The 14,431-nt window shown below is 63.8% G+C and carries 12 protein-coding genes; 3 read left to right on the top strand and 9 right to left on the bottom strand.

The window, feature by feature from the left end; all coding sequences use genetic code 11:
- Nucleotides 1-152: 152 nt before the first annotated feature.
- On the bottom strand, nt 153-692 hold the full coding sequence (rplS, locus tag NKI24_RS24540; RefSeq protein WP_023679779.1) for a 50S ribosomal protein L19: 540 nt from the start codon (nt 690-692) through the stop codon (nt 153-155).
- Between the two features lie 382 nt (nt 693-1,074).
- Here rplS and NKI24_RS24535 point away from each other — a divergent pair, with 382 nt between their 5' ends.
- Nucleotides 1,075-1,827, top strand: coding sequence for a sulfite exporter TauE/SafE family protein (locus NKI24_RS24535; protein ID WP_352749049.1), 753 nt, complete (start codon nt 1,075-1,077; stop codon nt 1,825-1,827).
- A gap of 89 nt (nt 1,828-1,916) precedes the next feature.
- On the opposite strand, the gene trmD is transcribed toward NKI24_RS24535, so the two are convergent.
- The gene (gene trmD, locus NKI24_RS24530; RefSeq protein WP_352450164.1) at nt 1,917-2,612 is read right to left on the bottom strand and encodes a tRNA (guanosine(37)-N1)-methyltransferase TrmD; all 696 of its coding nucleotides are present in this window, start codon (nt 2,610-2,612) and stop codon (nt 1,917-1,919) included.
- Entirely contained in the window at nt 2,609-3,208 is a 600-nt protein-coding gene (gene rimM, locus NKI24_RS24525) for a ribosome maturation factor RimM (RefSeq protein ID WP_352450165.1), read from the bottom strand. Before rimM ends, trmD begins: the two co-directional genes overlap by 4 nt.
- Before the next feature lie 114 nt (nt 3,209-3,322).
- Between rimM and NKI24_RS24520 the strand changes: the two genes are divergently transcribed.
- Together NKI24_RS24520 and NKI24_RS24515 are read left to right on the top strand one after the other, a co-directional pair.
- Complete coding sequence (locus NKI24_RS24520) at nt 3,323-4,261, top strand: tyrosine recombinase XerC (RefSeq protein ID WP_352450166.1); 939 nt, start codon at nt 3,323-3,325, stop codon at nt 4,259-4,261.
- Between the two features lie 85 nt (nt 4,262-4,346).
- On the top strand, nt 4,347-5,414 hold the full coding sequence (locus NKI24_RS24515) for a TraB/GumN family protein (RefSeq protein WP_023679785.1): 1,068 nt from the start codon (nt 4,347-4,349) through the stop codon (nt 5,412-5,414).
- A gap of 929 nt (nt 5,415-6,343) precedes the next feature.
- Here the strand turns inward: NKI24_RS24515 and lpdA are convergent.
- The 6 genes from lpdA to sucD form a co-directional block, all read right to left on the bottom strand.
- Nucleotides 6,344-7,750 carry a dihydrolipoyl dehydrogenase gene (gene lpdA / locus NKI24_RS24510; RefSeq protein ID WP_352748411.1) on the bottom strand — a complete coding sequence of 469 codons (1,407 nt, stop codon included), beginning with the start codon at nt 7,748-7,750 and terminating at the stop codon, nt 6,344-6,346.
- Between the two features lie 18 nt (nt 7,751-7,768).
- Nucleotides 7,769-8,524: an SDR family oxidoreductase gene (locus NKI24_RS24505; protein WP_352450168.1), complete on the bottom strand. Its 756-nt coding sequence runs from the start codon at nt 8,522-8,524 to the stop codon at nt 7,769-7,771.
- Entirely contained in the window at nt 8,521-9,048 is a 528-nt protein-coding gene (locus NKI24_RS24500) for a hypothetical protein (protein WP_352450169.1), read from the bottom strand. The genes NKI24_RS24505 and NKI24_RS24500 overlap by 4 nt, the downstream gene beginning before the upstream one ends.
- A gap of 23 nt (nt 9,049-9,071) precedes the next feature.
- Nucleotides 9,072-10,373 (bottom strand): 2-oxoglutarate dehydrogenase complex dihydrolipoyllysine-residue succinyltransferase, encoded by a 1,302-nt coding sequence (gene odhB / locus NKI24_RS24495; protein ID WP_352749041.1) that lies wholly within the window; start codon nt 10,371-10,373, stop codon nt 9,072-9,074.
- 29 nt (nt 10,374-10,402) lie between these two features.
- The gene (locus NKI24_RS24490; RefSeq protein ID WP_352540828.1) at nt 10,403-13,390 is read right to left on the bottom strand and encodes a 2-oxoglutarate dehydrogenase E1 component; all 2,988 of its coding nucleotides are present in this window, start codon (nt 13,388-13,390) and stop codon (nt 10,403-10,405) included.
- 127 nt (nt 13,391-13,517) lie between these two features.
- Complete coding sequence (sucD, locus tag NKI24_RS24485; protein WP_352450172.1) at nt 13,518-14,420, bottom strand: succinate--CoA ligase subunit alpha; 903 nt, start codon at nt 14,418-14,420, stop codon at nt 13,518-13,520.
- Nucleotides 14,421-14,431: the final 11 nt, after the last annotated feature.

Below are 14,431 nucleotides of genomic sequence, written 5' to 3'. Positions count from 1 at the left end.
GGCGCTCGGCACGAAAATGAATTCCAATGCTTTCAACGGCGGCAATTACAGAACGATCCGTATCGATTGCGGACCGGCAAAATCGAATCCACCTCGCGAAATAAAAAGGCGGCCGAAGCCGCCTTTCCAAAACCATGAGTTTTGAAGACGCCTTATTCGGCGGCAGTTGCTTCCGCGGCCTTGGCGGCCTCGTCGGCGGCCTTCTTCTCGGCGGCGTCCTGCGCGGCCTTCTCGGCGGCCAGCGCCTGGGCGGCGGCCACTTTCTCGGCCTCGATGCGCGCCTTCTCGGCGTTCAGCGCATCGCGCTCTTCGTCGTTTAGCTTGCGGGCGCGCACACCGGTGTTTTCCGAAATGCGGGCCGACTTGCCGCGACGGTCACGCAAATAGTACAGCTTGGCGCGACGCACCTTGCCGCGGCGCACGATCTCGACGCCCTCGACCATCGGCGAATAGACCGGGAACACACGCTCCACGCCTTCGCCGTAGGAGATCTTGCGGACGGTGAAGTTTTCCTGGAAGCCGGCGCCGGCGCGGGCGATGACGACGCCCTCATAGGCCTGCACGCGGGTGCGGGTGCCTTCGGTCACGCGGACCTGGACGCGCACGGTATCGCCGGGCTGGAATTCGGGGAGCTTGCGCTTGGCTTCGATCTTGGCGGCCTGCTCGGCCTCAAGCTGACGGAGGATGTCCATCTCATAGATCCACTTCTTGTTCTTCCGACAGTCAGAGCGTCCGACACTCGCCTTGCAGTCGCATCGACCGCTCGGCTATGCCCTTCGTTCGAGAACGTCTGTTCGAGAACATCGGGCAGGGGCGACTACACCGTCATTGTTGACGGGCCAGAAGATCGCTCTTGGCAGATTTTTCTTCCGGTTCGGCGCGCACATACAGCTATTTCGGCGCTTTGTCACGTCTTCGCCGTTTCTTTTTTGGGCCGTTTCTTTTTTGCGCTGCTTTTTGGGCTGGCGCCCGCTGTGGCAATCCCGTGATCGCTTGTGGTCTAGGGGGTTGCGCCCGCGCGTCAAGCTTTCTAAGCCGGAAGACAGGCATTTTCCTCCAGCGACGACACCCCTCATGCCAATCTTGGACGCGGTCCTGCTCTTTCTCGCCGGCTTTCTATCAGGCGCGGTCAACGCCGTTGCCGGCGGCGGCACGTTCATAACCTTTGGCGCCATGACACTGGCCGGCCTGCCGCCGATCGTCGCCAATGCGACATCGTCGGTGACGCAATTTCCTGGCTACATCACCTCGACGCTCGCCTATTGGCACGACATCAAGCATTTCTGGCGCGGCGCACTGCTGCTCAGCCTCATTTCGGCTCTCGGTGCGCTGTCTGGCGCGCTTATCCTTCTAGGGCTCGACAACCCGTCGTTCCGCGCCTTGGTGCCGTGGCTGCTGCTGGCGGCAACCGCACTGTTCGCTGCCGGGCCATGGCTGAAGCCGGCGCCCAAGCCGGAGCATGAGGCCGCGGTAGGTTCGCTGGTCGGGTCGCTGGCGCAGTTCGCCACCGCCGTCTATGGCGGCTTCTTCGGCGCCGGCATGGGCGTCATGATGCTGGCGACGCTCGGTCTCACCCAGTCCGGCGACTATCACCGGCTGAACGCACTGAAGAACATGCTGGCCGTGGTCATCGCTGCGGTTGCCATCCTCGTCTTCGTCTCGGGCGGCGTCATTGCCTGGCTGCAGGCGATCATCATGATCCCGGGTGGCGCGCTGGGCGGCTATGCCGGCGTCTGGATCGCCAGGCGCGTGCCGCAGAAGGCGGTGCGCGGCTTCGTCATCGCCGTCGGCCTGTTCCTGGCTTTCTACTATTTCGATAAGGGCTGAGCGGCTCGACCATGATCCCGAAAAGTGGGATCCGGTTTTCGGAAAAGATCATGGTCAAACAGCAAGATGGAGTCTGATTCATCCCGATTTTATTGGGATGGATCAGGCTCCAGCAGATCCGGCCGTCGCTCCTTCGTCAGCCTCTCCGCTTCGGCCCGCCGCCACGCCGCGATCTTCCTGTGATTGCCCGAAATCAGCACTTCGGGAATCGGCCGGCCCTCGAACTCCTGCGGCCGCGTATAATGCGGATGTTCGAGCAGGCCGTTTTCAAAGCTCTCTTCCTCGCCCGATACCGCATTGCCCATGACGCCGGGCAGCAGGCGCACCACGGCGTCGAGCAGCACGAGTGCCGCCGGCTCGCCGCCGGACAGGATGAAGTCGCCGATCGAAACTTCTTCGAGGCCGCGCGCCTCGATGACCCGCTGGTCGACGCCTTCGAAGCGGCCGCAGACGATCACCGCACCCGGCCCAGCGGCGAGTTCGCGCACGCGTGCCTGGTTCAGCGGCTTGCCGCGCGGGCTCATCAGCAGGCGCGGACGTGGATCGCCTGCCGGCGAGGCGTGGTCGATGGCGCTGGCCAGCACGTCTGCCCGCATCACCATGCCGGCGCCGCCGCCGGCCGGCGTGTCATCGACGGTCCGGTGGCGATCGCTGGCAAAGTCGCGGATCTGGACTGTTTCGAGCGACCAAATGCCGGTCTCCAGCGCGCGGCCGGCTAGCGACAGGCCGAGCGCGCCGGGAAACATGTCGGGATAGAGCGTCAGCACCGAAGCCGAAAAACTCACCGGTTGCCTCCGGCGTCCCTCGGCCCGCGCGGCCTACCCTTGGGGTCGAAACCGTCGTCAGCGAGAGGCTCGCCGTCCTCGTCCTCGACCAACCCTGCGGCGGCTGGATCAACGCGGACAAAGCCGCCGGCGATCGACACTTCCGGAACGGCGGCCTGCGTGAACGGGATGAGCACCCCTTTGCGCCCCGCCAGCGTCACGTCGAGAATGTCGCCGCCGCCGAAATTGTGCACGGCGACGACCTTGCCGACGACCGCACCGGTGTCGTCCTTGACCTCCAGTCCGACGAGGTCGGCATGGTAGAATTCATCCTCTTCGCCCTCATCGGGCAACACCGAACGATCTACGAACAATTCGGTGCCGGCCAGCGCCTCGGCGGCATTGCGGTCGTTGACGCCTTTGAACCGCACCACCACCACGGTGTTGGCGGGCCTGATGTCGACGATCTGGAAGGCGCGGCCATCCCTGGCGTAGAGCGGACCGTAATCGGCCAGCGCCAGCGGGTCGCCGGTAAAGCTCTTGACGCGCAATTCGCCCTTGATGCCATGCGCGGCACCGATCACGGCCATCTGGACGGGGTTTTGCGGCTTGATCATCTGCGGAAAATCCTTTGCCTTGCTCTAACCCCAGCCCGTCGTCATTTCAATGACGCTGCTCTTCACCGCTTCCTAACCCGCGTGCCGGAAGATGGCGGGAACTGGAAGAGTGCAATGCAGGAATTCCTCATACCGGCAAAACCCGACCTGCAGGCGGCGCGCGAGGCCTGGCTGAAGATGCTGGCGCGCGAACGCCGGCTATCGCCCGAAACCGTCGAGGCCTATGAGCGCGACACGCGCCAGTTCCTGCATTTCCTGACCGGCCATTGCGGCGGCTCGCCCGGCATTTCCGACATCGCCGATCTGCGCCCCGCCGATTTGCGCGGCTTTCTCGCTGCCCGCCGTGCCGAGGGCGCCGGCGCCCGCACGCTCGGGCGCGGGCTGGCCGGCATCCGTTCGCTGCTGCGTTTCCTGGAACGGCGCGGCCTCGCCAATGCGGCAGGTGCGACAGCCTTGCGCGCGCCGCGGCAGCCGAAATCGCTGCCCAAGCCGCTGACCGCAAGCGATGCAAAACACGTCGTCTCGGTGGAAGGCCAACTGGCGGAGGAGCCGTGGATTGCCGCGCGCAACGCCGCCGTGCTGACCCTGCTCTATGGGTCCGGCTTGCGGATCTCCGAGGCGCTCGGCCTGTCGGGCGCCGATCTTTCCTCACCTGGTGATACCGTGCTGCGCGTCACCGGCAAGGGTGGCAAGACCCGGCTGGTGCCGGTGCTGCCGGTGGCGCTGCGGGCGATTGCCGAATACCGCCGCTTGTGTCCCTGGCATCTCGATCCCAAGGGCCTGCTGTTTCGCGGTGCCCGCGGCGGCCCACTCAACCCGGCAATCGTCCAGCGCGACATGGCCAAGCTGCGCTCGGCGCTCAACCTGCCCGACACGGCGACGCCGCATGCGCTGCGCCATTCCTTCGCCACGCATCTGCTAGGGCGGGGCGGCGACCTGCGCACCATCCAGGAGTTGCTCGGCCACGCCAGCCTGTCGACAACCCAGATATACACCGGCGTCGACACCGCCAGGCTGCTCGAGATTTACGAAGCAGCTCATCCTCGTACGTGATCGATGCATGTGTCGGTGGGCATCTCGCAACAATTTTGATGCGCCGGTTAACCGTTTTGCCGCTTTTTGCGCCTAGAACCGCAGCATGAAACGCCTCATCGCCATCGCCGACCGCGCGACCCATATGTCGCTGAAGCTGCTCGTCGCGCTCAACGCCCTGTTTTTCCTCTCTTTCCTCATCGTCGCGCTGCTCGCCGCGGGCAAGGCACGCGCCGAGACTTCGGCCTGCGCCGGTAGCGATATGCTGAGCGCGCTGCAAAAGGACGACCCGGCTGCCTACCGCAAGATCGAGGCAGACGCGGCAGCGACGCCGAACGGCAAGGGCCTGCTGTGGAAGCTCGAAAAATCGGGCGAAAAACCGTCCTTCCTGTTCGGCACCATGCACGTTACCGACCCGCGCGTCACCACGCTGCCACCCGCCGCGCAGAAGGCATTCGATGCGGCTGGCACCGTCATCATCGAGACCACCGAAGTGCTCGACAAGCAGAAGATGATGGCCGCACTGCTGAAAGAGCCGGATCTGATGATGTTCACCGACAAGACGACGCTTTCGTCGCTGCTGTCGCCGGAGGATGCGGCGGTGGTCAACAAGGCGCTCGATGCGCGTGGCATCCCGCCAGCGACCGTCGCCAAGATGAAACCCTGGTTGCTGTCGGCGATGGTGGCGCTACCTGCATGCGAAGTCGCCCGCCAGGCTGGCGGTGCGCCGGTGCTCGACGTCAAGCTTGCCAAGGACGCCGAGGCTTCGGGCAAATCGGTCGAGGGCCTGGAGACAATCGCCGACCAGCTGCGCGCCATGGCTTCGCTGCCGATCGCCTTTCACCTGAAGGGGCTGGTCGATACGCTGAAGCTTGGCGACAAGGTGAACGATGTCAACGAAACCATGATCGTGCTTTACCGGCGTGGCGACACTGGCATGTATGTACCGCTGTTTCGGGCCGTCATCCCCGAACAAGTCGACGACCAATCGGGTTACGCCGAATTCGAGCAGACCATGATCACCAGCCGCAACAAGGTGATGGTCGATCGTGCAGCGCCGATCCTCGCCCACGGCAATGTCTTCATGGCGGTCGGCGCCATGCACCTTCCCGGAGCGCAAGGCTTGGTCGAGGGTTTCCGCAAGACCGGCTATACGGTGACCGCCGTCAACTGAACGACACGGCGGAGTTGCACACCGAATCATTGCCGAGGCGGGATCAGCCCTTACGCGTGGCGCGACGGCGGACCAGCCGCGCTTCGTGCCAAGAAACCGAAAAAGGTTCGGTTTGGCTCGATCGAACCCATTTTGCGGTGGAAATGCATGCTTGCGAGCGATTCCGGATCAGAATTGCCCTGTTTTCGGCGTTTTCAACGCCTAATGTGAAACCGATTCAACGATTGTACGTTGATGGCTATTACTTGATGTTTTTCATCCACGGAGGACACTTTTATGGCGAACACACCCAATCCGAACGACCCATTCACCTCACCGGGTACCGCACGGCCACGCGGCGGCGGCAGCGGCTGGCTGATTGCACTGGTCGTCGTTATCCTGGCAATTGTCGCCTATTATGTTTTTGGAAGACGTAGCGAGGCACCTGCGCCTGCCGAACCGCCCGCAGCCAGCACACCGGCTCCGGCCCCAGCACCTGCCGAGCCGATGAAGCCAGCCGAACCGGCTCCTGCGCCAGCTCCGGCGACACCCGCTCCGGCTCCCGCTCCGGCAGAACCTGCACCCGCTCCGGCCCCTGCGCCAGCCCCGGCTCCGGCTCCCGCACCAGCACCGGCCCCGGCTCAGTGATCAGACTGCTGATTTAATATATGAACGGTCCGCTGAAAGGCGGGCCGTTTTTTTGGGGAGCAGCCGTCGATGCTCTGAGCTGCGATTAGCCATGGGTTAACTTCATCTTCGTCATCCAGCGCGGAGCAGGAGCGAAGCGACATCGCGGAGACCCTGGAATCCATCTGTGGTTCAGAATGGAGGCCGTCTGTGGTGATCCTTCGCGCCCCTCTCTGTCCTGCCGGACATCTCCCGCACTTGGGGGGAGATTGGCTGTCAGCCCCGCTTTCGCCAATCGCCACCGTCGCCTGCGATTCAACCGCTCAGATATGGATCGGCTTGAAGAACGTCGCCAATGCCGCCTCCTTTACCGCTTCCGACATCGTCGGATGGGCGTGACAGGTGCGGGCTAGGTCTTCCGACGAGCCGCCAAATTCCATCAGCACGGCCGCCTCATGGATCATCTCGCCGGCGCCGAAGCCGACGATGTGGACGCCGAGCACACGGTCGCTGGCCTTGTCGGCCAGGATTTTCACAAAGCCGTCGGTGTGCAGCATGGCGCGCGCGCGGCCATTGGCGCTGAACGGGAATTTTCCGGCCTTGTAGTCGACGCCGGCCTTTTTCAATTCTTCTTCGGTCTTGCCGATCGAGGCGATTTCCGGCGTGGTGTAGACGACGCTCGGAATCACGTCATAGTTCACATGACCGGCCTGGCCGGCGATGGTTTCGGCCACCGCCACGCCCTCGTCCTCAGCCTTGTGTGCAAGCATCGGCCCGGCGATGACATCGCCGATGGCATAGATGCCATGCACGTTGGTCCTGAGATGGCCGTCGGTCTTGACCCGGCCGCGCTCATCGACGTCGACGCCGGTCTCCTTCAGCCCGAGAGCGTCCGAATAGGCCCGTCGTCCCGTCGCAATCAGCACCGCGTCCGCCTCGATCGTCTCGGCTGCTCCGCCCTTGACCGGCTCGAAGGTAACCGTCGCCCCCTTCTTGGCCTTGGCGACGCCAGTCACCTTGGCGCCCAGCCTGAACTCAAAGCCCTGCTTCGACAGCAGGCGCTGGAACTGCTTGGAGACCTCGCCATCCATGCCGCCCAGGATGGTGTCGAGGAACTCGACCACGGTGACTTTGGCGCCGAGCCGCGCCCAGACCGAGCCGAGCTCCAGACCGATGACACCACCGCCGACCACCACCAGATGGCCCGGCACCTTGTCCAGCGACAGCGCGCCGGTCGACGAGACGATCACCTTCTCATCGAAATCGACCTCGACGCCGGGAATGCCGGCGACGTCGGAGCCTGTGGCGATGACGATGTTCTTGGTCTCGATCTCCTCGACCTTGCCGTCATCGGAGGTCACCGACACCTTGCCGGCCGCAACCACCTTGCCGGTGCCACGAAAACTGTCGATCTTGTTCTTCTTGAACAGGAAGGCGACGCCATTGACATTGGCCGTCACCGTCGCATCCTTGTGTGCCATCATCTTCCCAAGATTGAGCTTGGGCGCGCCGATCTCGACGCCGAGCGCCTCGAAGGAATGGCCGGCCTCGGCAAATATCTCGGACGCATGCAGCAGCGCCTTTGACGGGATGCAGCCGATGTTGAGGCAGGTACCGCCGAAGGTCGGGTTCTTTTCGACTACCGCCGTCTTCAGACCGAGCTGCGCCGCCTTGATGGCGCAGACGTAGCCGCCTGGTCCCGATCCGATGATAACGACGTCATAGGCCATGATACTGTCCCTTTTGCTTTAGCGGCCGCCGCCGATTTCCAGATTGGCGCCTGTTGTGTAGGACGCCTCGTCCGACAGCAGCCAGAGAATTGCGGCTGCGACCTCCTCGGCGGTGCCGACGCGCTGCATGGGCACCACCTTGCGCATTCTCTCGACGCGATCCGGCTGCCCGCCGGAGGCATGAATTTCGGTGTCGATGATGCCCGGGCTGACCGCGTTGACACGAATGCCTTCACCGGCCACTTCGCGGGCAAGCCCGATGGTGAAGGAATCGACCGCGCCCTTCGAGGCGGCGTAGTCGACATATTGACCCGGCCCGCCAAGCCTTGCCGCGATCGAAGAAACATTGACGATGGCGCCACCCTTGCCGCCATGCCTGGTCGACATCCGCTTCACCGCCTCGCGGGCACAAAGCATCGGCGCGATCACATTGATGCGCATCATGCGCTCCAGCCTTGCAGCGCTAAGCTCGTCGACGCGCGCGCTCTGGTCGACCACGCCGGCATTGTTGACGAGCGCGTCGAGTCGACCGAAACGGCCATCGACAGCCTCGAACATGGCCAATACGTCCGTCTCGCTGCCGACATCGGCCTTGACGGCGAAGGCTTCTCCGCCAGCGGCATCGACGTCGGCGACCACCGCTTCGGCGGCTTTTGCATTCGACGCGTAATTGACCGCAATGCGATAGCCGGCCTTGGCGGCAAGCCTGCATGTAGCGGCGCCGATGCCGCGGCTGCCGCCGGTCACCAGCAGGATTTTTCCGCTCGCGCTCATTCCTGACATCCCTTCAGGGCAAAGACGTCCCAGGGCACCTTGGAAAAGCCGTTGGCGCCATAGGCCGCCGACATCTGCAGCGACGCTCCCAGATCGGGCAGGATCAGCTTCTTCGGCGCATCCTTTCCTTCGCCCGGCAGCAACGCGATATTGCCCTGGTCGTCGGCAGTGTAGATGACGCCCTCCCACACAGTGCAGGCGGCGAGTTCGTCGCCGGTGACGTCGCCGGCCGGGCATTTGTACATCAGCGAGCCATGCGGCCGCGCCACGCCCTCCGTCCACATGACGATGCCGTCGAGCACGACGCCCTTGTCGAGCACCATCTTGAAGCTGTTGGTGACGGCGGCCGACTCGCCGGTCGGCCTGAAATCGATCTCGGCGGCGTTTTCAGGATCGCCATAGACGGCGAGCTCGAGCGGGCAGGCGGCATGGGCGGCGGAGACCGTCTGCACGCCGAGTGCGCAGATTGTGACAAACAAACCGGACCGGAAACGAGACGAACTCATCCGGCGGCGCAGATCCATGCTCCGGCTCACGTCGGCTGCCCCTAGAGGTCGAGCACCAGCCGCTCAGGATCCTCCAGGCTTTCCTTGACGCGGACCAGGAAGGTCACCGCTTCCTTGCCGTCGACGATGCGGTGGTCGTAGGACAGCGCCAGATACATCATCGGCCGGATCACGATCTGGCCGCCGACCACCACCGGCCGCTCCTGGATCTTGTGCATGCCCAAAATGCCCGACTGCGGCGCATTGAGGATCGGCGTCGACATCAGCGACCCGTAAACGCCACCGTTGGAAATCGTGAACGTGCCGCCTTGCATATCGGCGACGGAGAGCTTGCCGTCGCGCGCCGCAAGCCCCAGCCTGCCAATGTCCTTCTCGATTTCGGCGATGGACATCTGGTCGGCATTGCGCACAACCGGCACGACAAGGCCTTTTTCGGTGCCGACGGCAACGCCGATATGAGCGTAGTTCTTGAAGATGATGTCGGTGCCGTCGATCTCGGCATTGACCGAAGGGATCTCCTTCAGCGCATGGGTGACGGCCTTGGTGAAGAAGCCCATGAAGCCGAGCTTCACGCCGTGCTTCTTCTCGAACACGTCCTTGTATTTGCTCCTCAGCGCCATTACCGCGCTCATGTCGACCTCGTTGAATGTGGTCAGCATGGCGGCGGTCGATTGCGCTTCCTTGAGGCGGCGCGCGATCGTCTGGCGCAGCTTGGTCATGCGCACGCGCTCCTCGCGCGACGCATCGTCGGCCGGGGACGGCGCGCGCGCGGCAACGGGTGCCGGTACAGGCGCTGCCTTCGGCATTTCGGCCGGCTGCGACGGCGCGCCCCTGGCGATAAGGTCGAGCACGTCGCCTTTCAGCACCTGGCCGCGCTTGCCCGAGCCCGACACCTGGTCGACCGCGAGATTGTGCTCGGCCAGCAGCTTTGCCGCCGACGGCGCCGGCGGCATTGTGCGCGTCTCGATCGCGCCGGCGTCGCCGGCGATCTTGGCCGTCTCGGCAGCGGCCTGCTTGACGCTCGAGGCTGCGGTGGGAGCCGAGGCCTGTGACACCGCATCCTGTTTCTCCGCCGGAGCGGCGGCGGCATTGGCTGCCGCGCCGGCGCCTGCCGAAATCGTGCCGAGCAGTGCGCCGACGCCGACCGTCTCGCCTTCCTTGACGGCGATCTCGGCGAGCGTGCCCGCGGCGGCGGCCGGCACTTCCACCGTCACCTTGTCGGTTTCGAGTTCGACCAGCGGCTCATCGGCGGCGATCGCGTCGCCGACCTTCTTGAACCATTTGCCGATGGTCGCCTCGGTGACGGATTCACCAAGTGTCGGGACGCGGATTTCGGTTGCCATTGTGCCTGTCCGTTTCTTTCGGTTCTGTTCTATTCACCAAGCGCGTCGTCGAGCAAGGCGGCAAGCTGGGCGAGATGCTTCGACATCAATCCGGTCGCCGGCGAGGCGGCGGCTGGCCGGCCGGTATAGCGCACCCGCTGATGCTTGGCGTCGATATGCGCCAGCACCCATTCGAGATACGGGTCGATGAACGACCATGCGCCCATGTTCTTGGGCTCCTCCTGGCACCACACCATCTCGGCATTGCGAAAGCGCGACAGTTCGGTGATCAGCGCCTTGGCCGGGAACGGATAGAGCTGCTCGACGCGCAGCAAATAGATGTCGTTGATGCCGCGCTTCTCGCGCTCTTCGTAGAGGTCGTAATAGACCTTGCCCGAACAGAGCACGACACGGCGGATTTTCGAATCCTTGGTGAGCTTGATGGCCTGGCCTGACAGCAGCTGCGCGTCGTCCCACAACAGCCGGTGAAAGGCGCTTTCGCCCGACATTTCCGGCAGCGTCGATACCGCCCGCTTGTGGCGCAGCAGCGACTTCGGCGTCATCAGGATCAGCGGCTTACGGAAGTCCCGCTTCAATTGCCGGCGCAAGATGTGGAAGTAATTGGCCGGCGTCGTGACGTTGGCGACCTGCATGTTGTCTTCGGCACAAAGCTGCAGGAAGCGCTCGAGCCGGGCCGACGAATGCTCCGGCCCCTGGCCTTCATAGCCATGCGGCAGCAGGCAGACGAGGCCCGACATTCTGAGCCATTTGCGCTCGCCCGACGAGATGAACTGGTCGAACACCACCTGGGCGCCGTTGGCGAAGTCGCCGAACTGCGCTTCCCACAGCGTCAGCGCCTTCGGCTCGGCCAGCGAGTAGCCATATTCGAAGCCGAGCACGGCCTCTTCCGACAGCATCGAGTTGATGACCTCGAAGCCGGCCTGCGCCGCCGACAGATTGTTGAGCGGAATGTAGCGTGTCTCGTCGCGCTGGTCGTAGAGCACGGAATGGCGCTGCGAGAAGGTGCCGCGCTCCGAATCCTGTCCGGACAGCCGGATCGGATTGCCGTCGAGCAGGATGGCGCCGAAGGCCAGCGCCTCGGCCGTCGACCAGTCGATGCCTTCGCCGGACTCGATCGCCTGGCGGCGGTTGTCGAGGAAGCGGATGATCGTCCTGTGCGCCTCGAAATCCTTCGGCACCTCGGTCAGTTTCTTGCCGATCTCCTTCAGCATCTTGACCGGCACGGCGGTCTTGCCGCGCCGCTGTTCGTCCTGGTTGTCGGCCGAGCGCAGGCCGGACCACGCGCCGTCCAGCCAGTCCGCCTTGTTCGGCTTGTAATGCTGGCCCACCTCGAATTCCTGCTCGAGATGCGCCCGCCAATCGGCCTTCATCTTTTCGAACTCGGCCTGGGTGATGTGGCCTTCGGAAATCAGCCGGTCGGCATAGATCTGCACCGTCGTCTTCTGGTTGCGGATCTTGCGATACATGATCGGTTGGGTGAAGGCGGGCTCGTCGCCCTCATTGTGGCCGAAGCGGCGGTAGCAGAACATGTCCACCACGACAGGCTTGTGGAACTTCATGCGGAATTCGATCGCCACCTTGGTCGCATGGACCACGGCTTCCGGATCGTCGCCATTGACGTGGAAGATCGGCGCCTCGATCATCTTGGCCACGTCGGACGGATAGGGCGACGAGCGCGAGAAGCGCGGGTTGGTGGTGAAGCCGATCTGGTTGTTGATGATGAAATGCAGCGTGCCGGCGACGCGGTGGCCGCGCAGGCCCGACAGGCCGAGGATTTCGGCAATCACGCCCTGGCCGGCAAAGGCGGCGTCGCCATGCAGCAGCAAGGGCAGCACCTTAGCACGCTCTTCCAGCGGCACGATCTCCTCGCGGCTGCGGCCGAACAGATAGTCCTGTTTGGCGCGCGCCTTGCCCATCACCACCGGGTCGACGATTTCCAGATGCGAGGGATTGGCGGTCAGCGACAGATGCACCTTGTTGCCGTCGAACTCGCGATCCGACGAGGCACCGAGATGGTACTTCACGTCGCCCGAGCCCTCGACCTCGTCGGGCGCGGCCGAGCCGCCCTTGAACTCGTGGAAAATGGCGCGGTGCGGCTTGGCCATCACCTGCGACAGCACGTTCAGCCGGCCGCGATGCGCCATGCCGAGCACGATCTCCTTCATGCCGAGCTGGCCGCCGCGCTTGATGATCTGCTCCAGCGCCGGGATCAGTGACTCGCCGCCATCAAGGCCGAAGCGCTTGGTGCCCTTGTATTTGACATCGATGAATTGCTCGAAGCCTTCCGCCTCGACAAGCTTCTGCAGGATTGCCTTCTTGCCGGCGGCGGTGAAGGAGATCTCCTTGTCGGTGCCTTCGATACGCGCCTGGATCCAGGCCTTCTCCTCGGGATCGGAAATATGCATGAATTCGACGCCGAGCGTCGAGCAATAGGTCCGGGTCAGGATATCGAGCATCTGCCGGATGGTGCCGAATTCCAGCCCGAGCACATTGTCGAGGAAGATCGGCCGGTCGTAGTCGGCTTCGGTGAAGCCGTAATTCTCCGGCGACAGCTCGTTATAATCCTCGAGCGGCTTGGCAATGCCAAGCGGATCGAGATTGGCGTGCAGGTGGCCGCGCATGCGGAAGGCGCGGATCATCATGATGGCGCGGACGGAATCGCGCGTCGCCTGATGCACGTCGGCGTCGGAAAGCGCTGCGCCGTTGCCGGCCGCCCTGTCCTTGACCTTTTTTTCGATGTGCTTTTCGACCAGGCCCCAATTGCCGTCCAGCGCCGAGACCAGCTCGCCATTGGCCTGCATCGGCCAGGAGGGTTTGGCCCAAGAGGCGCCCTTGGCGTTCCTGCGCACGTCGCCGGCGTCGTCTTTCAGCGCCGCGAAGAAGTCCCGCCATTCGGGATCTACGGAAGCGGGATCGTCCTCATAGGCGGCATAGAGCGCGTCGATGTAATCGGCATTGCCGCCATAGAGGAAAGAGGTAAGCGAAAATTGGTCGTTGGCCTGATCTTGTCTTGCCATGTCCACTGTCGAAGCCTTTGCTTCGTCTCCTTTGTTGGAGGGGAGTAAGGGAATAGGGGAGTAAGGGAGTAGGGCAAATGCCCTCGTCTTGTTCCCTACTCCCCTATTCCCGTACTCCCTTACTCCCTTAACCCTTGATCGCCTCGACCAGCGTCGTGCCGAGCCGGGCCGGCGACGGCGAAACCTTGATGCCGGCCGATTCCATCGCCGCGATCTTGTCTTCCGCGCCGCCCTTGCCGCCGGAGATGACCGCGCCCGCATGGCCCATGGTGCGGCCCGCCGGCGCGGTGCGCCCGGCGATGAAGCCGGCCATCGGCTTGCTGCGGCCGCGCTTTGCCTCGTCCTTGAGGAATTGCGCGGCGTCTTCCTCGGCCGAACCGCCGATTTCACCGATCATGATGATCGACTTGGTCTCGTCGTCGGCGAGGAACATCTCCAGCACGTCGATGAACTCCGTGCCTTTGACCGGGTCGCCGCCAATGCCGACGGCGGTGGTCTGGCCGAGGCCGACATTGGTGGTCTGGAACACCGCCTCATAGGTAAGCGTTCCCGAGCGGGAAACAACGCCGACCGAGCCCTTGCGGAAGATGTTGCCGGGCATGATGCCTATCTTGCATTCGTCGGGGGTCAGCACGCCGGGGCAGTTCGGCCCGATCAGCCGCGACGTCGAACGGTCGAGCCTCGCCTTGACCTTGATCATGTCCATCACCGGTATGCCCTCGGTGATGCAGACGATCAGCGGGATCTCGGCCTCGATCGCTTCCAGGATCGCTTCGGCAGCACCCGCCGGCGGCACGTAGACGACCGAAGCGTTGGCGCCGGTCCTGGCCTTGCCTTCGGCTACGGTGGCGAAGATCGGAAGCGCCTCGCCCTTGGCGCCGGTCCAGGTTTCGCCGCCCTTCTTGGGGTGGATGCCGCCGACCATCTTTGTGCCGTGATAGGCGAGCGCCTGTTCAGTGTGAAACGTGCCGGTCTTGCCGGTCAGGCCCTGCACCAGCACCTTGGTGTTCTTGTCGACGAGAATGGACATCGGAGCCCTTT

The organism is Mesorhizobium sp. M0701 (genome assembly GCF_040320365.1).
Classification (GTDB): Bacteria; Pseudomonadota; Alphaproteobacteria; order Rhizobiales; family Rhizobiaceae; genus Mesorhizobium.
The sequence above is the reverse complement of the archived record's forward strand: the minus strand, read 5'-3'. Positions and strand labels throughout refer to the sequence as shown.